Below are 22,105 nucleotides of genomic sequence, written 5' to 3'. Positions count from 1 at the left end.
ACAACACTTATAGCAGCATTTTTTCTTCTTTTGGGTAAATCTGGAGATGTTTTACTGAAGTATGGCAATAATAAACTGGATTTGACTAGATAGTATGAAGAAATCAATTGTAATTTTTTCCAATATCAGTAAAAATACTGTTAATTTTCACCCGAAAAAATTAAGATAAGTACTTTCCAACCACCCGTTCCGCTAAAGTAGTAAACCCTGGTAAACGCCCATATTTGCCCTGTATTACACGCAAAATCAACCAAACACTCACTAAAAAATAACCTGATGTGAGAAAGCTATTAAGGATAAATAAACGTATTGTAAAAAAATCGGAAGTTGCTGCTCCGGTAGCCAATAATGAATATCCCAACAGCCAAGTGAGCGCCAAAGTAATAGACAGACGGCTAATAGCGAGTTGTTCCCGGCTACCCTGGCGGCGATAGAGAGTCCATAGAGATGGGAAAAAACCGATAATCGGAATTAAATATAAAAGTAGCTGGGTTTTGGAGATTGGAGATTGGGCATCGGGCATAGGGCAAGCCGGGAGTGTGGGAGGTGTGGGAGGTGTGGGAGGATGATGAAGAAATTTTTCCCCCCTCTCTCCCCACACTCCCCACACTTCCCCATCTGTGTTTGTCTTCTCATCTCCCCCAGTCCCCATTCCCCACTCCTCAGTCTCATTTTGTTGATAATTTTCCATTGGGCTTAGTCTAACTCCTAAACTAGAAGGATGAATAAGACTCGTATAGTTAGCGATAATAGACTGTAAAGAAAGATTTAATCTTGTTCTATTCCGCAATCAGCTGAAAATGCAGACACGTAAGCTACTCGACTGGTGGCAGACATTTACACCAATGGCGCGAATCACAGCGATCGCGTTATTCGTTCCGCTGCTAGTTCTCAATGGTTGGGCAATTTCGCTATTTTTTAATTATTTCCATTCTCTCATAGTCATTTTAGTTGGAGCCTCGGTACTAGCATTTCTGCTCAACTACCCCGTAAGCTGGATGGAGCATCAGGGCGCGAGGCGAGAGCAAGTTGCTATTTTAGTATTTCTCCTAGCTTTATCGATTTTATTGGCATTGGGTGTGACACTTTTTCCTCTAGCCCTCACCCAAGCCCAGCAACTAGTGGCTCGCTTGCCAGAGTTAATAGACTCTGGACGCTCTCAGCTAATGATTCTCAACGAAAAAGCTGAGACTTTCGGCTTACCCATCAACCTCGATGCTTTGGTAGTGCAAATTAACGATCGCGTTAAAGGACAACTACAAGCGATCGCCGGACAAGTTTTAAATCTGGCTGTAGTGACATTCACTAGTCTGCTAGATTTTCTCTTGACGATGGTTTTGACTTTTTATCTTTTACAGCATGGAGGCGAACTTTGGCAAAGTCTAGTGGACTGGCTACCTGCTAGATTTCGAGATCCGTTTTCCAAAACCGTGCGCTTGAGCTTCCAAAATTTCTTTATCACCCAGCTAATTTTATCTACCTGTATGGCTTCAGCCATGATTCCGAGTTTTTTGTGGCTGAAAGTACCCTTTGGCCTGCTGTTTGGCCTCACTATTGGCATCATGGCTCTCGTGCCCTTTGGTGGTTCTGTGGGCATCGCTCTGACTACACTATTGGTAGCGCTGCAAGATTTTTCAATGGGTGTGAAAGTTTTGATCGCAGCGGTGATAGTACAACAAATTCTCGAAAATTTAATTGCTCCCCGAATTTTAGGTAGTTTTACTGGTTTAAACCCAGTTTGGGTTTTAATTTCAGTTTTAACAGGAGCAAGAATTGGCGGACTTTTAGGTGTAATTGTCGCAGTACCCACAGCTGTTGTGATTAAGACGATTTTAAGTGCAGTGCGTCTTGGAGGGTTCAGTAGTGAAATTCAGGAAGACAACACAGGAGAAATAACTGCGTCTGTTGCACCAAACCAACCCCCGGAAACTGATGCCAAAAAAACTCTGAGCATTTCGGAAGCGACATTACCCTAGTAGGAGGACAAGGGGACAAGGAGACAAGGGGACGAGGGGACAAATGTAACTATTTAGATTTCGAGCAAGGGCGAGAATTATATGGACTGTATAACCGAGTCTTAGGAGGGTTGGTGAGTATAATCAACAACCCTTCTGTTTGGGTGATTCGGGAATAAAGAATACTCCCCTTGTCCCCTTGTCTCCCTGTCCTTTTCACTGTGGCTCAACAATTGAACCCATAAACAAAACGCTTCCCGTTTGATTATCCCTAATGGCACAAAAGAAGGGGCGATCGACAATCATACGGAATGGTTCTGGTTCTTGTCTTAAAGATGTTGCAACTATTCCTACAGAAGTAGCCGCAGCTGCTTGAGTACCTTCTTCATTCACTTCCAAAAAAGTTTTATGCTTAACTTGGCTAATGGCAAAATTTTTACCCATGCCAGAAAAATTAGCTTTCTTGCTGAAAGCCTCTTCCATACCCAAAGCTTTCAAAGTATTATTCAGCGTAACATCGTATTCGGTTTTGAAGCGGGGTAAACGAATAAACCCTTTTTGTTTGTTGAACTGAGTCATCCATTTTTCCCAGTTCTCAACATTCAAGTTTTGAGAGAAGGCATTGAGGTTAGAGTTTTGTTTGGGCAAGAAGATATAAAAACTGAGTTTACCATCTTTGCCGTAAGGTAAACTCACTGCCTGAAATTGTTCGTTTTCATAATACCTGTAATCACCCTCTTGCGACATCATGGGGTGTTGTTTTTGCCTGCCAGATGTGATGTAAAAGGGATGTTCGGCTGTTTGATTTTTATCAAATTCCTTAGTCCAATTACCTTTAAAATATATGGCATTAATCAAAAACAACACTTGTTCGGGTTCGATTTGTTGGACTATTTTATCGATTTTATCATCGGTATTATCTTTTACCCAATTGTTTATGGTACTGATGGCTGTAGGATCTTGAAAATTTAAATTGCTAACCTTGGCTTGATAAAAATTCTCTGTTCTTTGGAGAAAGTCTGGCTGAAATTTTACCTGTTGATTTGCCCAAAGGGAGTTAGCAATTTTCAGTTGCACTTTGGCATCAAGATTTTCTAAAAGCTGTTTTAATACTGCTGCATATGCAGAGTTAATTTCTGACAGATTCATTCCCTGTAATTCCAGGGTTTTTGCCATTGCTTGTTGAGTTGAACCGCTAGCGCCATTGTATGTCATTGCTAGGGCGATCGCTACACTCGAAGGTGAGATAAAAACGTTTTTTTCTCCACCATCAGTTTTATTAACTTCTGAAAAAAGCTTGAAGCCAAACTTATTATTAGATTGAACAATTTTAGTATCAGCCTTGACTGTTTTTTTTTCCAATGGAGTTTCTGGCTGGGGTAAACTAGATTGAGCGAGGGCACTTTTATTACTATCGACCTGAGAACACCCTAAGACACTGAAGAGAACAACACTTGCAGCAGCCAAAACATAACGTCTGCCAAGGCTAACCCCATAGCGTCTTTGCAGAAAATTTTCTTTCACACCAGTAAATTTTTGCCGATTCATTCTGCTACCTCACTTGCCAAAGATTGTTAATCTGTGTCTCAGGTTTGACGCAAAACCGTGTCAATGATTAACTATTGCACCTGCTGTAATAGAAGAATGGCACTGTTACAGTTTTTGTAACAGCAAACAATTGAGTCAGAGAAATTAAACACAAGTTTTAGGGTTGCTAATTCCGAATTCCTCTTTGAGGTGTTTGTGCAAAGGAACTATCAAAAATTTCGATTTTTATAAAATTGCCCAGTTATCTATAAACGTATTGTAGACTACCCAATTATAAAATTAGGTAATTCGGCAGAATTATTTACACAAGGGCAATTGACAATAGCTTTTGACTATTCCCCATTGCCTAAGTTTTATGTGAGTTGTAGGTTGCTACTTCAATTAATGGGTACACTCCACCAAGCTAAAGCATAAGGTTGAGTTGTTTCATTTAGGTTTTGACGAAACTGGACGCGGATTTTGTAATTTCCAGTAGCAGCAACGGGGCAAAAAATATGTTCTACACTATCAATTTGGCTGATTGAAGAACAAACAACACCGCCATCTTTTTGAGCATCAGCTTTTACTAAGTACAGATCGAGATTATTCAAGCCGCGATCGCGAAAATTTTCACCCACATCATACTGCTGATTTTTATTGCGATCGTTGAGTTCTACCAATCGATCCCAACTCAGAGTAATTGCTACAAAACTACCCTGTTTTAACGGTTTAGCTAGGGAATAATCAACAGCACCGCCAACATCGATTGTGCGATAGTCCCAACCAACAGAGGGCACCGCTGCTGATGGCTGCCATTGACCGGCATTAAATTGCTGATAAGCACGAAAAACATTCAAATGGCCTGCTCCCATTTGGGCATCCAAAGGAATTTTTGGATCTTTGTAAGCATCAGAAGCCAGCCAATCTTGATTTTGTTTATCAATTAATGTCCGAGTCATTCCCAAACGCAAACCATTGCCGCTATCTTGGATTTTGTCTGCTGAATTGAGCAATACAGCTTTCATCACTTGATGACGCCGAGAATCTGTACTCCAATTCGCTCGTTTTGTTCGCAACTGTCGATCGCCAAGTTCCTGCAACAAAGCAACACTAGCAGTAACCTGAGGTGCGGCAAAACTTGTCCCCGTAACCTTGTTCAACTTGCCATCTGGATTAAGTAAATTGATGTTACTACCAGGAGCAACTAAACTGATAGCCCGACGCCCACCAATATTAAACTCCCTCCCAGCTAGCCGCCCAGTTACTCCTTGATTTGCACCAGCCAGATTAGCAACATCTACTTTATTAAAAACTCCACCCCTGCGGGATGAAAAAGCGACGTTGATTCCGTTAAAATTATCTGTAGGAATGGGAATACCGCCCTTTCCTTGGTTGCCGGCGATCGCATATAAAACATCATGAACGCGACCAGACCAGTCAACACATAAAGTTAACAAAGCATTGCCGTCTAGAGTCGCCTGCGGTCGAGGATCGCGGCTCAGAGGTTCGCCAAAGCTAAAGTTAATCGCACGGACATCGCCGCTATTTTGTAGCGCTACGTGCTGTGCCGATAAGCACTCTTCTGGCTGACCCATATTTTTAGTTGAACCGACAGCAGACGAGTAAAGTCGCGCTCCCGGAGCAACTCCTGGTATGCCTTTGTCTCGACTCACCATCACACCAGCAACATTGTAAGCATGGGGGTCAACACCGCTATTAGACTTAGCTGGCCCATTGCGTAAGAACACCGCAGCTAAAGATATAGCGCGGTTTTTAGACACCGCCTTATCCCAGCCAAACATTCCCGGCCGACCGATTTCTACTTGACCAATAGCAATCTTGCGACCGATTAAATTATAAGGACTTTGATGTAGCTTGAGAGCGTCAATGCCGTTAGTTCCCAAGGGAGACTCTAAAACTGAAGCAATTACCGGCGCACTCACACACGAAGCACTCAATCCCCAAATTATCCAGGTTAGTTTTTTAGTCATTAGTTATTAGTCATTAGTTATTAGTCATTAGTCTAGAGTTAGGAGTTATTATTCTTTCTCTGCTCTGGTGTTATCTGCTCCTGTAAAAAGGCCGGGATCAAAGTTATGAGTCTTGCTCAATGCTTTGTTACAATGATTACAGACGAGGACGCTTAAAAATCCACTAGCCATGACCCAAAACCCATCTCAAAAGCCCATTGTAATTTCTCCATCTATCCTATCAGCCGATTTTAGCCGTCTGGGTGACGAAATTCGCGCTGTAGACGCGGCCGGAGCAGATTGGATTCATGTTGATGTAATGGACGGTCGTTTTGTACCTAATATTACGATAGGCCCTCTGATTGTGGAGGCGATTCGTCCAGTTACAACGAAGCCATTGGATGTCCACTTAATGATTGTGGAGCCAGAAAAGTATGTAGAAGGATTTGCTAAAGCTGGTGCTGATATTATTTCTGTACACGCAGAACATAATGCTTCCCCACATTTGCACCGCACTTTGGGACAAATTAAAGAACTTGGTAAGAAAGCTGGTGTTGTACTCAATCCTGGCACTCCTCTGGAGTTAATTGAATACGTTTTGGATCTGTGCGATTTAGTACTGATTATGAGCGTAAACCCCGGCTTTGGCGGTCAAAGCTTTATCCCCGGTGTGTTACCTAAAATCCGCAAGCTGCGCCAATTATGTGAGGAACGCGGTCTCGATCCTTGGATTGAAGTGGATGGTGGTCTAAAGGCAAATAATACATGGCAAGTTTTGGAAGCTGGAGCTAATGCGATCGTTGCTGGTTCGGCTGTGTTTAACACCAATGATTATGCACAGGCTATTACAGCAATTCGCAACAGCAAGCGTCCTACCCCAGAATTGGCCAAAGTTTAATTCATTTTTACATTGACTGTACTTTACAAAAGGTAGGTTGAGCAGATTAATTGCCCAACCTATTTTTATTGTCAATAAAAAAACTGGAAGTTATTGAAATTTTGAACTTCCAGCCATTGCAATATAAATTGAAAGTTTATAAACCATAGATAATCCAGGTTGGGAGGACTAGGATTACAATAGTCGAAAGAGAAGCGCGTAAGCCACTAGTTCTACCAGCCAAAACAACAATTTAACCGTAACTATTTCTATTTCCGTTCTTGGTGTTGATGCTAAGCGTTTGCTTTATTAACTAAAGCAACACCAACCACAATATAGAAAGCTTTATCAGCATGACTAACACCGTCTGCAACTCGGTGAAAGCTGTATAAGATTTGGTTTGGGGGAAGCCACCTCTCCAAATTCTCTTTGCTTGGACTTTCTCGGAAAAAGAACCACCATTAGTAACGGTTGGTTTATTCATCTTGGCGTAAGAATTATCTAATACATGAAATGCTGACTATTTTTATAATCAGTTTGATATATTTCATGTTGAGAACTAATGATTGATTTTATTTTTTAAATTAACTTGCTTGCCAGTCACCTCTATTTTAATTGAAGTTGTTATTTTTAGTTTACCAATCTCGTCAGTATAAATTTGCCATTTTGGCAGATTTATACTAAATGTGGTTTGATTTCTTAACTTACAGTGGATTGCAACTTTGTGAGGTACAGGTAATTCTAAAGGCGTACCGCTACGGAACCCGTTTTATGAAAGCGTCTCGTAAAGAAGCGTACAGTCGTACCCTTCAGGAACGCTAAAAGCGAACGTCCCTACTCGCATACTTCATTTACCTGAAAAACGTTGTATTTACGCAGATAGGGAATGGAGAGTACGAATCTGATAAAACCTTGTCTGTAGAGTTAGAATCAGCTTTTTCGATTTGAAGGCTAGTTCTTGAGGCAATCAAATAAAAGTCCTATATGAAAAATCTGCCATCCATTAAAAAATGGTATGGCAGTAGCTGAGAGACTTAATCAACTCTCAAGTGAAATCTATTGATGCAAAATATTTTTTCATGCAATCTCAAGTATCTCAAATAAATATTTTGAGTACTTCTTTTATTTTTCGTTGGACTGATTGATATTCTTTAATTTACTGTGCCAGTCTGCGATCCAAATTGCTACCACGGATTTCTGTTTTTTGCTTTCCAACTACTTCAAGATAAGGTATGTCTTTAATTTTGGTTAAGCAACTTGATGATACATTGCTTTGAGATCTGGAATCCTTGGATTGTTTGAGCAGTTTTATGTTTTCAGTTTGCTGTTGGTTTACTCTACTGCCTTGAGAGTTTTCTTTCAACAACCGATTATAAGTACGATATGGAATGTAATGAAGAGGATTATAACCAGCAAATCGCAGCATTAAAACACACGCCCAGGAATACTTTCCAGCCAAAATTGCTTCAACTACTTTATCAAATTGTTGAGCCTTCATTGTCTTGTCTAAGTTACTACTAATACTAGCAATGTCTTGATTCATAGTTTTTAGTTCTCTTGGGTGAAGTAAACTAGTTTGGTTGGGAGCAATTTTTGGTGTTTCAATTAAGGCTTACAAACTAGACTAGCCTTTTTGCAACTGTTTAATCGCTTGGTAAAAGTAATCGATAAACAGCGATGTTGGATGTTGATTGAGAATAAGTATTCATCAACAGACGTGTAGATAAATTTCCCAAATTATCACTGGCGATCGCTGCTTTCAAGTCTCGGCATAACTATTGGTAGATGCAGCTTTGTCCTCTTATAACTTTCTCAACCCCTAATTCAATCAATTTTGTGGGTTAAAGCTTGTATAAATTACTACTAATAAAGTTAAATCATTTCCGGGAAATTTCTAAACTTTTTAAGACTACTACAAAAAATTATTTACCTTTGGGCATTTAAAACGCCATTTGTATTTATACTATTTTTTGCGGTTAGTGTCACCTGCTATCTTAGCAGATTTATAAGTTAAATTTACTGAGCAATTTTCAATATTCATTTATGTATTGTGCAACTTTTAGCTTTGTCATATTTACTAATTAATGAGGGGTAAGACCCCTCAGACAATATGAATTTTTAACTATTATTATTGTCTAGTAACTAAATGATAATATCATTAACTATCATCTTAAACAACATCATATTTCAGGAGTAAATATAGCGCTATCTCAAAAATAGTGGGAAATTAATTAAATTATCTTTATATTTATCTTGTTAGACAAAGATTATCTTTTTGCCTAAAAAAACTGCTATGAAAGGATTACACTAAATAAAATTTATAATGTAGCAATCATTTATTAATTTATTAATAATAAAAATTATTTTTTATAAAATTAACTTTTTAGCTGCAATCAAGAATTATATTCAAATATAATTGAGTAAGATATTTTGCTATACATATACAATACAAAACCTATCTTGTTTTAAAGATAGGTTTTATATTGTTAAATATTAACTACTATAATTAATCTTAAAATTTTTATTTAATAAATATGTATTTATGGGACATCTAACTCTTGGAATAAATAAGAATATCAATACATTTATAATAGCGAAAATAAGGAATAAAAACTATAAATTAGTATAAATAGTTAATAAATATATTGTTAAATAAGATACCTCTGTTTTAAACAAGGTACCCTCTGTATGACCAATGCTGGAGAGGCGGAGGAATATGATGAATCTAGTAGGGTATTGACTAACTTGGGTTAATTTCTCTTGAAATTAGCGTTCCTACTCAATGGCTAAGATTATGTTGCTTGATTCTAAACCGTAATTTTTAGCTTCTTAACTGGGCGATGCCTGCGGTTTTTGCTAGCCTACGCAATTTTTCTCCTTGCCAGACAAATAGATCGGAAATTTCTTGCCAATAAGCTATCTACGGGTTATGATATGAGTCCGGCTCATTAAGCTTGCCTAAACTACTAGCACCTCATATCCCAAAGTTTGGGCTACTTCTCCTAAAACCGAAAGAAAACCCCTGTGCGGTTTATCCGCCCAAAGTAACGCAAAGTCTAAACGTCTTGGCGTTTATGTTTGGAATATTGCCAGCTTTATTGGAAAAACAGCCTGGACAGTGTTAGCAATATTTATCGCTAAAGCTAGTAATATTTGCATTTTTTGAAACGTAGTCTTGAATTCTCACTCCTTTAACTCTTACCATTACTGAAATTTTCCTTCCCTTCCGGAAACACTCGGAAAATAAAATCACAAATATAGACTCTGGCTTTTTACGCTATGCGGAAAAACTAGGGAGTGGATAGAGACGCGATTAACGCTTGTCTGTACGGAGTCGGGAAAATCCCTACAGGATATTGTTGGCGAATCAGGCGTCACACCCTACATTCACGCTTTTTCGCTATCCAACAGATGTAGAGACGTTGCAATGCAACGCCTCTACCAACGATTTTGTGGGTAAACGAGGGGTCTTACCTTCATTCACCAACTGTATTCTACAAGGATAGGACTTACGCAAAAGCTCTCTGAAACTCTTATAACTTCGTGCCCTACCCTGCGGGAAGCCACTTCTCTACGAGACGCTGCGCGAACGCGTCTATGCGTTCTTTGCGGTAGCCTGCGGCAAGCCCTTCGGGTTCGGTAGTTGCTTCAAGTCGGGAAACCCGCCCAATGCACTACCTCACCGCTGTGCGTCTACGTTTTTTCATAATTTTGCGTAAGTCCTAAAGGAGAGAGGTTTTGCAGATAACACTGAAAAGTTAGCCATTTCTCCAGGTAAGGGGAGAGTATATTTGCGAAGTCAATTAATCAGTAAATAAATTCCCCAGATTGCCATTGGGCGCAGGTAAGTGCAGGCGCGAAAAGTACCCGCTGCGGTGATGGCTTCAGGGGTGCGAAATTGTAGTCCATTGTCGTAAATTTGCTGCACTACAGCTTCAGTCAGCTTAAATGCTTCATCTTTCATTCCCATCTGCACAAGAAAAGCAGCTAAGCCAAAGTTTATTCCTGTCCAGACTTCCAAAGGATGAGTCGCTTTGGGGTTCTCTGGCGAACCATCGGGACGAACGCCGTTAGCAGCACCAAATTTCCCATCACAGAATTTCAAAAAGCAGGCATCATAAACAGTTCTCAACGCACAGAGGGCGCGATCGCTCGGTACAATATCTGGTAGCCCTAGCAATCGCGCGTAGAACTGTCCGCACAATTGATCTGCCATCACCACATCAGAACCACTTTCACTATCCAACCGATAATACTGCCCATTCCAAAGCTTTTCTTGGTAGATTGGGCGGGATTGTTCTAACCAAGCTTCATAGGTGGATTTTTGAAATTCCAAGTCGTTGCGATCGCCAAGGTTGTGATTTAATAAAACTTGGCTAATGGCGATCGCAGCTTCTAGCGCCGCTAACCACAACCCGCCACAATAGGCGCTGACGCCTTGCAACCGCCAGTCATCAAATGTTTGATCGGGCGCACCAGAATTTTCGGGAATACCATCGCCATCTAGGTCAAAAGTTTTCAAGTAGTCGAGAGTCTTAACAACTGCATCCCAACAGTCTGCCAAGAATTCCACATCCTCAGCACCCGCGAACAGAAAATCTCGGTATACTTGCAAGACAAAATCGCTACCTAAATCTTTCCATAAATTGCAGTCTTGATAGCTGGTGTAGTTAGTCTTCTCCCAAACGTGTTCGTTAGGTGCGCCTAAATCGTGGGGTGTTGCGCCAACGGCTTTACGAACTGCAAGCGGGCTTTCTGCCTTGATTGTCATGTAATAGCCAATGATTCGGGGAGTGTCATCACCTTGGGGAATTGCCCGTGCAAATGCCCGTATCACTGATTTTTCTAATTCTGGAAACAGCATCAACAAAGCAAAAGAACCATACAACCGCACATCTAGACTTTCATACCAGCGATAATCTAAGCACTCCAGTACCGCAAACTGCCCGATGGGGTCAAGTTTTGATGCTGCACTCCAGAGAGTACCGCCACAGGTGAGGTCGTAAAGCTCATTAAATAAAGCCATTTTAAACCAAGAAGGCAAATCTTTTCGGTCGAGAATGGGTTGTTGCCAACTTTGAATTTGCGATCGCCAAGTTTGGTATTGTTGTAAAGCGGTAGATGCGATCGCCCAAGCATGACTACCATCTTTACCAAAAAAGTCTGTGTATCTGCGATAATAATTTATTCCGGCGGCAAATTCTGTAATCGGCAAATCCCAAGCCAGAACAAACGGGATTTCTAGAGTTTCGCCTGGTTGGAGAGTAAAACGAAGTGCGATCGCAGCTGCTAGTTGTGTGTTTTCTGCTGCTGGAGTTGTGTCTTGATAATTAGGTAAAGAACCATCACGAGCAAAGGTTTGCCATACATCTTCACCCGTACCAATGGAATTCCAGCGCGTGTGATAAAATACTTCTACTCCTGGATGCTTCAAAGTTGCAATACACCAGGTTCCACCCCCTTCTTCCAATGGTTTGTCGCTATCAACCCGACCTAAAAGACAACCAAAGTATTCTGAATTTTCTATTATCTGATTGTAATTTCCTTGACTTTCACCCCACCGTGGTTGGTATTCATAAACTGGGCTACCATCATCGCGCACCTGCACTTGAGGAGATTTGAGGGCATTAGTAAACCAACTCACCATATTTTCCCAGGTGAACATGATGCCCAGAGTAATAGGTGCATTTGTGGGGTTGTGAGCATTCCAATGGAACACCGCCACAGGGTAACTAGTTTCTTGGTAATTGCCTGCCCATACAGGGGAAAACTGTTCGCAAGTCAACTGTGTTTGAAAAACATTTTCATACACAAACCAGCTACGGGGATACAGGGCATGATATTCGCCAGTTTGCTGTCGTTCGATGGAGTTAAGTTCTACACTGCTCCCTTGCTCCCCTGCTCCCTTGCTGCCTGGATACCACTGCCATGCTTTGAGACTACCATCCTCAGGTGCTTGGGTAGACAAAGCATAAGCTTGGGTAGATGTACCATTGGACTCAAATACACTAAATTGACAGGCAGGCGCGTTTTTGAAGATATGCTCGCCGCCATCAATGTGCCATAGATTAAAGTCTCCCCGTGAAGAACGACCTATGCAACCTGCACCAAAGCCACCTAATGGCGCACCATGCCAAGGCCCATCATCAAGATTACTTGCGTAACGGACAGTATAAGGTTTATCCCAACCTAAACCGATGGGACGATTCCAAGTGCAAGCGGGAATTTTCGGGGAGTATTGATTTGTCATCGCCTGATGTCACTGCGTGGAGTTACGTCCATGAAGACTAGCGCGATGTACGGTTTTTATCAAGTAGCAAAGTGGTGGGTATGGGGCATGGGGCAAGCAGGAAGTGTAGGAGGGGTGGGAGGTGTGGGAGGATAGAGAAGAAATATTTCCCCCCTCTCTCCCCACACTTCCTTGTCTCCCTTGTCCCCTTGTCCCCTTGTCCCCTTGTCTCCAGTCCCACTTTCCCTATTAGTGCATTTCGTCGTATTCTGGGGCTTCAACTCGTCTTGGATCTAGACGAGAAGCAGGCAGAAACTCAGCACGGCGTACTGGAACCAACGGTGGCGTAGGGCCTTGATAAGGGTGAATCACTTGTACGGTACGGGTTGGGCGCTGCCGTGGTGAGAATAAAGCCAACACCCCGGCGACGACAACACCACCGCCAATGGTGAGAGCTGCGCCTCCCACTGCCCACAGCATGGGTGAAGACCACCAGGGACTTTGTGGCTGGAATGCTGCTACTTTTTGTTGGTTATTCTGCTGAGCTAATTGCCACTGCTGCTGAGTATTGAAATTTTGGACTTGACCTTGGAGTTGTTGGTTAACCAACTTCAGCTGTTCGTTGTCCTTTTTCAAACTCTCCATCTGCATGTTCAGCTTTTCCATTTCTAGGCGCTGGTCGGAATTGGGAGCAGTTGGTGGCTGATTGGGATAAATTGGTTGTGGTTGCCCGTAATACCCTCCTGGGTATTGTACTTGTGGCGGCATAACCTGGGGCGCTACCACAGTATTCGGCATTTGCGGAGCAACAGCGAAGTTAGGTTGTATATTTGTTCCTTTGAGTAATACCAGAGCCGCTAGCCCAGCTACAGCAACCCCACCGATAAATGCCATACTTTCACTCATCGCCTTTGCCCCTCAACTGCAATGTAACTATAACCATCTGTGAATGACTCACTCTCACACTCATAAATTTTGACCACTTCACATAATACTCAGACTATAAGCGACTGTATCAGCTAGTTTTTTTACATCTTGATATCTGATGTTAATATTCAAGACTAGAACAGTCAAATTGTCTACTAAACTTAGGATAAAAAAACTACGCTGTTACACTTTTTTAATCTACTTTTTCGCTCTCATCAACATGAGTATTTCTACTGTTACGCGGTCTTGATGGCTGCTTTGAGACTTTGGCAAAATTGGGCGATCGCATTTAGTCCCTGTTCTGGCGTGCCTTCTCCTAACCGCTTCACAAAGGCACTGCCCACAATTGCTGCATCTGCGCCCCATTCTCTTACCTGACGGGCTTGGGCAGGATCGGAAATGCCAAAACCGACACCAATAGGTTTATCAGTAACATTACGAATTTCTTTGAGTAAATCTGAGACTCGCGTTTGGATTTGCGATCGCATCCCTGTCACGCCTGTGACGCTGACTAAATAAATAAATCCTTGGGAAGACTGGGCGATGGCTTGTATCCGTTCGGCGGAACTGGTGGGAGCTACCAATAAGGTGACATCAATTCCCATTTCACCAGCTGGTTGTAACAGACCCGCAGCTTCTTCTAAGGGTAAATCAGGCACTACCAATCCTGCTACACCAGCGGCAGCAATTTCCTGGAGAAATTTTTCAATGCCACGGTGCAAAATTGGGTTGTAATAAATAAACAGGACAATGGGCGATCGCATTTTTGGTGTAGTAGCTTGCAGCATTTCCAGCACTTGCTCAAATTTCGTTCCCCTTTGCAAAGCACGGGTAGCAGCTGCTTGAATGACTGGCCCATCCGCTAGAGGATCGGAGTATGGTACGCCCAGTTCAATGATATCTGCCCCATTGCGATCAAGGATTTGCAACGCTGCTGCTGTTGTTTCTAAATCTGGGTCGCCAGCGGTGATAAAAGGAATTAAAGCACACTCATGATTGTGCTTTAGGGTTTCAAAGCAATCAGAAATTGCAGTCATTGGTCATTAGTCATTAGTCATTGGTCATTGGTCATTAGTCATTGGTCATTGGTCATTGGTTATTTGCAAAGGACAAACGACAAATGACGAAGAACAAATAACAACTGACCAATGATCACTTTACACCTGAGACTGCTCTTCTTGTTCTATCTCGGCTTGAATTCGTGCTAGTTCTTCGGGAGTTAGTTCTTCCAAACGCTTTTGCAGAAATTCTTGCTCGTACTGTTCCCGCTGTTGGTGGTAGGTCATTTTTTGTCCCACCGCACGGAAAAAATAGGTAGCTAACCAGCCAACTAACACAGCTACTAGTAAGATTTGGCTCCATATACCAGCTTGCTGATTATCGAAGCCGGCTAGCTGTAATCCTACATACGCCAAGCCGCCGGCAATAAAAATGCCTAAGCCAATTCCAATAGCGTCAATCCGTCGCATGAGAGTTATGACCTACCAATTTCGTTAAACTTCAATTTGTCGCGGCCGGGGTCGAAAATTTGCAAACGGCGATAAAACTAACAAACCCGGAAAGAAGAAGAACACCAAAAAGTACATAAACACACGCTCGATGGAGCTAGCCACGTACCAACGCTGCTTCAGGTAGAGCAAAACAGCGATCGGGATTACTAGAAGGTAAGCTCCAGCCAAAATCAGATACAGCAGGGCGACGATCATAACTTTTTTGTCTAAGCATCTATTTCTCATCATAGGGCGAAGAGCGAGACTCAGGGAAGTAGAGTCATGATGCTTTCAAGAAATAGAGGGGAGATGGGGGGCAGGGGAAAAGGTTAAAGGGAAAAGGGAAAAGGAATAAATTTAATCTTTACCCATTTCCCCATACCTGTTTGCCCTATGCCCTACTCAGCACTCAAAGTATTTTGAGAAAAACCGCTAGGAAAATTGACATGTGTCCAGTATGTGATGCTATGATAAATAGCCCAGTAGCAAATCAGTGCTATTGTCAGACAAGAGAGAAAATTTTTATCCAAATTGGTTAGGAAAAATAAAAAACTTCCATTGGAAAAAATATTTTCAATCTAGTTGGACAAATGACACAATTGATGGTGGAATAGATGAGGGGGTATTTGCTGCCTCTACAAAATAAATAGTTACCGAACACCTGCGGGGGTGTGGCGGAATGGTAGACGCTACGGACTTAGATAACTGAGCCTTGAAGGAGAAATCCCTCAAGTGGAAGCTCTCAAACTCAGGGAAACCTAAATCTGGTAACAGACATGGCAATCCTGAGCCAAGCCCGAAAATTTGAGATTTGCGATTTGAGATTTAAGATTAGTCTTCAATCCAAAGTCAAAAATTCAGGGAAGGTGCAGAGACCCGACGGGAGCTACCCTAACGTAAAGTCGAGGGTAAAGGGAGAGTCCAATTCTCAAAACTTGAAGTGGCTGTTGCAATCAAGTAGCAGTGAAAACTGCGGGAGAATGAAAATCCGTTGACCGTAAAAGGTCGTGTGGGTTCAAGTCCCTCCACCCCCATTAAATTTAGACTTATCAGTTGCTGGAAACTGTGTGACTTTACCCATAACTTTGCCGCAACGGCAAGCTTATGCTTCCAATAAAGGGTGGCACGGTTATGGTTCAAAACAAATTTGTCTTCGCGCTGCCTTTAAAGCAGCGCGAACTTTTTTGTCGCGAAAACATCCTGGTTTAGCCAACAGTTTTGAAATAGCTGCCTTACTACTGGACTTTAGACTAAATAGACTTCTTGCAGAAGTCGGGAAAAGGGGAAGGGGAAAAGGGTTTGGTATTTTCCCTTTCCCCTTTAACATGAGTCCCTTTTCCCACAAGAGTGCAAAAAGCAATTGATTGCAAGAGGTCTAATGAAGAGCGATCGTAGATGGCGTAGAGGCGCAAGCGGCAAGTCGAGTGACATCGCTTACGATTACTGCTTAGTGTTACGATTGCTGAGTCCAAATTTAGTTACATATACAAAAAAAGTTGTTTGAGCTATTAGAATTCCGAGCGCTGTACCAAAGAATGCTGCCTGAGCTTGAAAAATTACAAGCTCATGAAGGTTTCGGGGTTCAGGCCCGAATTCTAGATGGAATTGCCATCTTGCTGCTTGTGGATTGGTAAGAAAACTCAGAAATAGACTTAGAATATAGCCAAGAACCGTAAATACTAAAGCTGTAGGAATAGTCAGCTTTAAGTTTTGAAAGAGTAACGAGCGCATGGATAAAATTGTTTAACTTTAAAGTTTTTACAACTATTCTGAAGTTACACAATTATGAATTAATTACCAATTAGGAATTAGTAATTATTTAGATAGTGCCTGAATTTTCCCCTGGTAAGCAGTTGCGGAAAAAGTAGCGCCATAGATACATTGCTTTACCACTAGCAATCTAATCCGATGCAAAGCCGTAGCATAAAGTCAAACCTCTACTTTTTAATCTATAAAAAAAACGAGTCATATTTAAATAACTTGTTTTTCATAAGTTTGTGCTATTAACCAGCTTAAAAAGCGACTTTACAAGTTCTCCCGTTTTTGGGCTATGGTGTACCCAAGCCTTGAAATTCCACTTAAAACTTGGTTTCGTTGCCCTAACCCTAAAATTAGTGGGATAAATGGAGTTTACAATTGCCCAAAATTTAGGTATTTATGGCGTTGGAAGGGTTGGAAACTTTGTGGCCTATACTTGTGTATAAGTTAGCTTTTTATGAGGTTGAAAATCAGATGACAGCGCCTCAACCAACAGTCTTTACAAATTCTCATCTTTACGACAAAGATTTTTATTTGTGGATAGAGACAACAGCTAAACAATTAAAAGAAGGCAGATTTTCTGAGGTTGATTTAGAAAATCTGATCGAAGAAATTGAATGTATGGGGAGAAGTGAAAAACACGCACTTGAGAGTAATTTAGTTGTTCTATTAATACATCTACTAAAATATAAATATCAGCCAGAAAAACGCTCTAATAGCTGGAACGCAACTATTAGAGAACATCGACGGAGATTGAGAATAACTTTTAAAGATAGTCCTAGTTTAAAACCGTATTTTCAGGAAGTTCTGCCAGAGTGTTATCAAGATGTAAGAAAGCAAGCGAGTGATGAAACCGATTTATCACTTGATACTTTTCCTGTAGAGTGTCCGTTTACTGGAGATGAGTGTTTAGATGAAGAGTTTTTACCTGATTAGTTAAGTTCTCATTTGGTAAGATCGCAGCAGAATTAGTGAGTTCTTGGAGTCAGAATTGATAATTAAAACAGGCTTTAAGCTTAATCCAAAATCCAAAATTCTGCTGACTGAAAACCTATCACTAGGCAAGGCGTTCGTGTAACCAAGCGAACGCAGCACCAACGGTTTCAGCTAGAATACTAATGAGGCGATATAGAGCGATCGCACTAAAGACTAAGGCCGCTGGAAACTGGTGTCGCAAAAGTTCGTAAGCAGTCGCTTCAAACACACCCAACCCACCAGGCGCACCCGGAATCACTAAGCCGAGTAACCAAGCGCAACTAAAAGCCCCTAGCAATAAAGGAATTTGACTCCAATTAAGAGAATTGAGTGCAAAGACAGTTAAAATAAACCCGACGCCACGCAAACATAAAAAGCCCAATTCCCCTAATAAAGGTCGCAGGGGATAGCGTTTAAGAGTTAAAACGGCACTTTGCTGAGTATTAAGATCGGATTTTTTTGCCTTGAGTTTGTATAAAAAGCGAATGGCTGGATTTAAAAACCGGGGATGAACTGCACAAAGTACCACAGCTAAACTCAGCAATTGTAAGATTTGTACCGTTAAATTAGTATTTTTTGCATCAAATTGACTACTGAATAAAATAATCAGGATTAAAGCAGCCGTCGCCATAAGCAGCGGTTCCAACAAAACGCTTAAGGTGGCTGCACCAGCAGAAACGTTGGCATTTCTGGCGGCGAGAATTCGTCCGTAATAATGCCAGATATTACCTGGTAAATACTTAGCAATATTAGTTTTTAGGTAAACTTGGATGAATTGGGAAGATGGCACAGGTTGATTTAACTCTTGCAAAACCCAAGTCCAAACCCAGCCAGCCCAGGTATGTGCCATTAAAGTGACGACTGTAGCGATCGCCATAATCCCCCATCCTACCCCATCAATGCGGATAGCAGTCACTTGAATCCAATTATCCTTCAGGGCTTTCCCTAAAAAAAATATTGTTCCGCCTAAAATTATCCAACGTAAAAATTGCTTCATGAAATTAGTAATTTAACGGTTAGAAGAACAAGGGGCAAGTACCTCAAATCTTACTATATATATCAACTACATATTCAAAGATTTAAAATTATGAAAAAGTTAAATGTAACAATTATTACTTAAATACTATTATATTATTTGATATCTCTCTAGAGTTAGATAAAAATATTGTTTTTGTACTAATAGAAATGTGGCCTGCGCTAGAGGTAAAAGTTGTTTTATTCTTCCTATCTTTGAATAGAGGTTATTCAAAAATTAACCAACTAAACAACCAGAATAACTTACTGAATAATACAAATGATTCAGCTAAGGCTTCAGCTTATTAATAGTTTGGTAAGGAGGACTAAGTGAACGCTGTAATAGCTTTTTTTAAAAAACTACGGCTGCGCCAAACTCTAACAATTTTTCTTGCAGGATTATTGTTAATAGTTAGCACTGCTTGTAGTACAGGAAATGCTCAAGGCGCAAATCCGCAAAATCCTGCTGTGCAAGCTGGTGGAGCCAACAATCCTTATAAGAATGGTGGAGACAAATACACTAGATCGTCCGCCGATTCCAAAACGAGCGCAAAAACTAATTACGGACGCGACCAAGCTAGCCTAGAGCCAAGCTTACTATTGATTGCTACAAATGTTGGAAATAGAGATTCTGAGATACTTTATCCAGGTGCTGAAACACCAGTAGGTCGAATCAAGAAAGAAGCAGAACTACCACTTATCACAGAAGAGAATTTCCAACAACCCGAACCGGGTGGTTTGATTCAAAACGAATCCAGTGTAGGAAGTCGCGTTAAAGAACGCCTTGGAACTGTGAAAGAAACTGTTGAAGAAGCTTCCGGTTTTTTGAAAGACAAGGGAAGTGAAGCAAGTGCTAGACCAGAATTACAAAAAAATCCAGCAAGAGGCAAATAGAAATTTTATTTTGTCTCAATAGTTGAGATTTTAAATGGTTTTCAATACCATATTGTTTGAAGTTTAAATTAGTGACAAAAATGCAAGGAGTAGAAGTATGAAACAACTAGGTACTTGGTTGAAAAATATTCGTCCGTTGAAAGTTTTAGCTGCTTTTTTAGTAGGAATATTCTTGTTTGTTACACAGGCCTGTGCTGCGCCGGGAGTAGCAACAGAACCACCACAGCCTGATGCTCAAACACCTCAATCAAATAATTACGTCAAACGCTACGATCCCACAAAAGATTATCCTCTCTCTGCACCCACTGGCGGGATGAATAACTTCAGTGATGTAGATCCCAGAGCGGGATTAGGTGAAAAGGCAGCTAATGACAGAGCTGATGCACTGGCGAAAAACGCTCAAAAAAATATTGAGCAAAAGAGTGTTGACTCTCGCGAACAATATGTCCGGAATTACCAACAAGGTACACCATTAGGTGAAAGAGTAAAAAACTTGGGTGAAGATGTTGGTAGTTCTGCTGGAGAATTAGGGGAAGGTTTCGCTAAGGGGACTCAACGCGGAATTGAAAACCTCAAGGGAAATACCCAGAATGCAGCTAAAGATTTGACGAAAAATGCTCAACGTGCTGGCGAAGATGCTAGTAACAACGTTCAACGCACTGCTGAAGATGCAGCTAACGCAGTGAATAGAACTGTCAAAAACATTGATTGAAATTAGTCGTTAGACTGGCGGCGAAAATCCAGTTTAACAAGCAACAATAAACGCACCACTCGTCAAAATTCAGGATGAATTATGGCGAGTTTTTATTTCATAAATAGAATTTAGGAGTCAAAATTTACGAGCCAGAATATAAAGTTTTCTCCTAACTTATACTGCCTATTCCCTTAGGTTTATTAGACCTGCCTTGAAAATAGAGACTGGGGACTGGGAAAACCAAGATATTTTCATTGTTCCTTGTGCGTGCAACTCATGGAGTCTCTTGCAAAAATCCTTGAATCACCCCTCCCCAACCTCCCCTTGTGAAGGGGAGGGGGCAAGATTACAAGTTTCCCTCTTTATAAGGGGGGATAAAGGGGGGTCTATTCGACTTATGCAAGAGGTTTATTAATTGCTAAACGAGGTTAGTTTTGATTTTCTAAATACCAATGCTGTAACGCTAGCCGTTGAATTTCCCGCCAGGGAATATTATGTTTTCGGGCTAATTCTGCACAGTCTTCATATTCTGGCTGCACATTAGCAATAACTTTTTCTGACGATCGCCCTTTCCATGCCACTTTAACGCGCACTTTGCCATATTCAGTTTCTACTTGTTGAATTTCTCGTTCTAAAATGGCGCGTTGCTGATGAGTTCGTCGAATACCTAATGTTGTGGTTTCGCGGAATATAACGGCTTCACAACTGAGTAAATTTTCTGGATGACAGATAACAGTCAGCAAAATTCCTGGACGCGATTTTTTCATCGCGATCGCTTGGGTAAAAACATCCAGCGCACCAGCCGCAAACAAAGCCTCAAACACATAGCCAATGGCTTGAGGATTTAAATCGTCAATTTGGGTTTCTAATACCGATATGGTTTCTAGATTTGAGCTAGTTTCACCAGAATCACGGAAATCTGACTTTAAAATTGCGCTTTCGCCCAGCCAGAGGCGTAAAATATTGGGGATGGGTAAATTTATGGTTCCTGCTCCCAATCCTACCTTCTTGATAGCGATGGGGGGCGGCGAACCAAATTCTCTGGCTAAAGTAGTGGCGATCGCGCCACCAGTCGGCGTCACCAGTTCTCGTTCAATACCGTTGCTATAAACCGGACAATCCCGCATTTCCCACAGCTTTAATACCGCTGGTACTGGTACAGCCATTTGACCATGCGCCGCCCTCACAGTGCCGCCGCCAGTCGGGAAAGCCGAGCAGTATAGTAAAGGCAATCCTGCTTCATTGCTCTCAATCCCTAACCAATCCAACCCCAAGCAAGTACCCACAATATCTACAATGGCATCTACAGCACCTACCTCATGAAAATGAACTTTTTCAGGAGAAATGCCATGCACCGCCCCTTCTGCTACAGCTAGCTGCCGGAATACCGCCAAACTCCAAGCTTCTGCCCGTGGCGGCAACCCTGCTTTGAGAATCATCTGCTCTATTTCTGGCAGGTGGCGTCCGTGATGATGAGTGTGTTCGCGATCGTGGTGGTGATGATGGTCTACTAAATCCACATGAACTTTAGTTGCCTGCTGACCATTCCGTTGCACAAGTTCTGCCCTTAACTTATATTCGCGTTCAATTCCCAACCCATTAAGTTTTTCAATTAAATACTCCACAGGAACACCCAAACTGACCAAAGCACCCAAGCACATATCACCGGAAATTCCTGTCGGACATTGAAGATAAGCGATTTTATTCATAGTTATTAGTCATTAGTTATTAGTCATTAGTCATCAGTCATCAGTTATTAGTCAGTTGTTATTTCTCCCCCTGCTCCCCTGCCCCT

16 protein-coding genes and 1 pseudogene are annotated in these 22,105 nt (G+C 41.5%); 5 read left to right on the top strand and 12 right to left on the bottom strand.

Going from position 1 to position 22,105, the window contains the following annotated elements; genetic code table 11:
* Positions 1 to 160 precede the first annotated feature (160 nt).
* Complete coding sequence (locus NSTC745_RS34855) at positions 161 to 523, bottom strand: hypothetical protein (protein WP_445638755.1); 363 nt, start codon at positions 521 to 523, stop codon at positions 161 to 163.
* A 277-nt stretch (positions 524 to 800) separates the two neighbouring features.
* On the opposite strand from NSTC745_RS34855, the gene NSTC745_RS34850 reads away from it, so the two are divergent.
* On the top strand, positions 801 to 1,976 hold the full coding sequence (locus NSTC745_RS34850) for an AI-2E family transporter (RefSeq protein ID WP_445635110.1): 1,176 nt from the start codon (positions 801 to 803) through the stop codon (positions 1,974 to 1,976).
* Positions 1,977 to 2,171: 195 nt separating this feature from the next.
* Here NSTC745_RS34850 and NSTC745_RS34845 read toward each other — a convergent pair whose 3' ends face one another.
* Positions 2,172 to 3,503, bottom strand: a complete 1,332-nt coding sequence (locus tag NSTC745_RS34845; protein WP_445635109.1) for a serpin family protein — start codon at positions 3,501 to 3,503, stop codon at positions 2,172 to 2,174.
* 377 nt (positions 3,504 to 3,880) lie between these two features.
* A complete protein-coding gene (locus tag NSTC745_RS34840) occupies positions 3,881 to 5,473 on the bottom strand; it encodes a S8 family serine peptidase (RefSeq protein ID WP_445635108.1) in 1,593 nt (530 codons plus the stop codon).
* A gap of 169 nt (positions 5,474 to 5,642) precedes the next feature.
* On the opposite strand from NSTC745_RS34840, the gene rpe reads away from it, so the two are divergent.
* A complete protein-coding gene (gene rpe, locus NSTC745_RS34835) occupies positions 5,643 to 6,350 on the top strand; it encodes a ribulose-phosphate 3-epimerase (protein ID WP_096537428.1) in 708 nt (235 codons plus the stop codon).
* A gap of 292 nt (positions 6,351 to 6,642) precedes the next feature.
* Here the strand turns inward: rpe and NSTC745_RS34830 are convergent, their stop codons facing one another.
* The 7 genes and pseudogenes from NSTC745_RS34830 to ndhL all read right to left on the bottom strand — a co-directional run bounded on the left by NSTC745_RS34830 (position 6,643) and on the right by ndhL (position 15,191).
* Positions 6,643 to 6,813 carry a hypothetical protein gene (locus NSTC745_RS34830; protein ID WP_445635107.1) on the bottom strand — a complete coding sequence of 57 codons (171 nt, stop codon included), beginning with the start codon at positions 6,811 to 6,813 and terminating at the stop codon, positions 6,643 to 6,645.
* A 675-nt stretch (positions 6,814 to 7,488) separates the two neighbouring features.
* Positions 7,489 to 7,872, bottom strand: a pseudogene (locus NSTC745_RS34825) (HetP family heterocyst commitment protein); the annotation flags it as partial.
* Between the two features lie 2,256 nt (positions 7,873 to 10,128).
* Positions 10,129 to 12,579, bottom strand: coding sequence for a GH116 family glycosyl hydrolase (locus NSTC745_RS34820; RefSeq protein ID WP_445635106.1), 2,451 nt, complete (start codon positions 12,577 to 12,579; stop codon positions 10,129 to 10,131).
* A 228-nt stretch (positions 12,580 to 12,807) separates the two neighbouring features.
* Positions 12,808 to 13,464: a heterocyst differentiation related protein gene (locus NSTC745_RS34815; RefSeq protein WP_445635105.1), complete on the bottom strand. Its 657-nt coding sequence runs from the start codon at positions 13,462 to 13,464 to the stop codon at positions 12,808 to 12,810.
* 257 nt (positions 13,465 to 13,721) lie between these two features.
* A complete protein-coding gene (trpA, locus tag NSTC745_RS34810; protein WP_445635104.1) occupies positions 13,722 to 14,522 on the bottom strand; it encodes a tryptophan synthase subunit alpha in 801 nt (266 codons plus the stop codon).
* A 120-nt stretch (positions 14,523 to 14,642) separates the two neighbouring features.
* Positions 14,643 to 14,954 carry a DUF3007 family protein gene (locus tag NSTC745_RS34805; RefSeq protein WP_096537433.1) on the bottom strand — a complete coding sequence of 104 codons (312 nt, stop codon included), beginning with the start codon at positions 14,952 to 14,954 and terminating at the stop codon, positions 14,643 to 14,645.
* A gap of 24 nt (positions 14,955 to 14,978) precedes the next feature.
* Positions 14,979 to 15,191: an NAD(P)H-quinone oxidoreductase subunit L gene (ndhL, locus tag NSTC745_RS34800; protein WP_096537434.1), complete on the bottom strand. Its 213-nt coding sequence runs from the start codon at positions 15,189 to 15,191 to the stop codon at positions 14,979 to 14,981.
* Positions 15,192 to 17,207: 2,016 nt separating this feature from the next.
* Between ndhL and NSTC745_RS34795 the strand changes: the two genes are divergently transcribed.
* Positions 17,208 to 17,669 carry a DUF29 domain-containing protein gene (locus tag NSTC745_RS34795; protein ID WP_445635103.1) on the top strand — a complete coding sequence of 154 codons (462 nt, stop codon included), beginning with the start codon at positions 17,208 to 17,210 and terminating at the stop codon, positions 17,667 to 17,669.
* Positions 17,670 to 17,790: 121 nt separating this feature from the next.
* On the opposite strand, the gene NSTC745_RS34790 is transcribed toward NSTC745_RS34795, so the two are convergent.
* Entirely contained in the window at positions 17,791 to 18,705 is a 915-nt protein-coding gene (locus NSTC745_RS34790; protein ID WP_445635102.1) for a lysylphosphatidylglycerol synthase domain-containing protein, read from the bottom strand.
* A 347-nt stretch (positions 18,706 to 19,052) separates the two neighbouring features.
* On the opposite strand from NSTC745_RS34790, the gene NSTC745_RS34785 reads away from it, so the two are divergent.
* The gene (locus NSTC745_RS34785; RefSeq protein ID WP_445635101.1) at positions 19,053 to 19,616 is read left to right on the top strand and encodes a DUF6658 family protein; all 564 of its coding nucleotides are present in this window, start codon (positions 19,053 to 19,055) and stop codon (positions 19,614 to 19,616) included.
* Between the two features lie 97 nt (positions 19,617 to 19,713).
* On the top strand, positions 19,714 to 20,328 hold the full coding sequence (locus NSTC745_RS34780; protein WP_445635100.1) for a hypothetical protein: 615 nt from the start codon (positions 19,714 to 19,716) through the stop codon (positions 20,326 to 20,328).
* Positions 20,329 to 20,738: 410 nt separating this feature from the next.
* Here the strand turns inward: NSTC745_RS34780 and larC are convergent, their stop codons facing one another.
* On the bottom strand, positions 20,739 to 22,019 hold the full coding sequence (larC, locus tag NSTC745_RS34775; protein ID WP_445635099.1) for a nickel pincer cofactor biosynthesis protein LarC: 1,281 nt from the start codon (positions 22,017 to 22,019) through the stop codon (positions 20,739 to 20,741).
* Positions 22,020 to 22,105: the final 86 nt, after the last annotated feature.

The organism is Nostoc sp. DSM 114161 (genome assembly GCF_052692665.1).
Note: the sequence above shows the minus strand (reverse complement) of the source record. Positions and strands in the feature narration are given on the sequence as shown.

Coding starts and splice junctions, on each gene's coding strand:
- NSTC745_RS34855 (WP_445638755.1), bottom strand. CDS start 523: ATGCCCGATGCCCAATCTCCAATCTCCAAAACCCAGCTACTTTTATAT.
- NSTC745_RS34850 (WP_445635110.1), top strand. CDS start 801: ATGCAGACACGTAAGCTACTCGACTGGTGGCAGACATTTACACCAATG.
- NSTC745_RS34845 (WP_445635109.1), bottom strand. CDS start 3,503: ATGAATCGGCAAAAATTTACTGGTGTGAAAGAAAATTTTCTGCAAAGA.
- NSTC745_RS34840 (WP_445635108.1), bottom strand. CDS start 5,473: ATGACTAAAAAACTAACCTGGATAATTTGGGGATTGAGTGCTTCGTGT.
- rpe (WP_096537428.1), top strand. CDS start 5,643: ATGACCCAAAACCCATCTCAAAAGCCCATTGTAATTTCTCCATCTATC.
- NSTC745_RS34830 (WP_445635107.1), bottom strand. CDS start 6,813: ATGAATAAACCAACCGTTACTAATGGTGGTTCTTTTTCCGAGAAAGTC.
- NSTC745_RS34820 (WP_445635106.1), bottom strand. CDS start 12,579: ATGACAAATCAATACTCCCCGAAAATTCCCGCTTGCACTTGGAATCGT.
- NSTC745_RS34815 (WP_445635105.1), bottom strand. CDS start 13,464: ATGAGTGAAAGTATGGCATTTATCGGTGGGGTTGCTGTAGCTGGGCTA.
- trpA (WP_445635104.1), bottom strand. CDS start 14,522: ATGACTGCAATTTCTGATTGCTTTGAAACCCTAAAGCACAATCATGAG.
- NSTC745_RS34805 (WP_096537433.1), bottom strand. CDS start 14,954: ATGCGACGGATTGACGCTATTGGAATTGGCTTAGGCATTTTTATTGCC.
- ndhL (WP_096537434.1), bottom strand. CDS start 15,191: ATGATCGTCGCCCTGCTGTATCTGATTTTGGCTGGAGCTTACCTTCTA.
- NSTC745_RS34795 (WP_445635103.1), top strand. CDS start 17,208: ATGACAGCGCCTCAACCAACAGTCTTTACAAATTCTCATCTTTACGAC.
- NSTC745_RS34790 (WP_445635102.1), bottom strand. CDS start 18,705: ATGAAGCAATTTTTACGTTGGATAATTTTAGGCGGAACAATATTTTTT.
- NSTC745_RS34780 (WP_445635100.1), top strand. CDS start 19,714: ATGAAACAACTAGGTACTTGGTTGAAAAATATTCGTCCGTTGAAAGTT.
- larC (WP_445635099.1), bottom strand. CDS start 22,019: ATGAATAAAATCGCTTATCTTCAATGTCCGACAGGAATTTCCGGTGAT.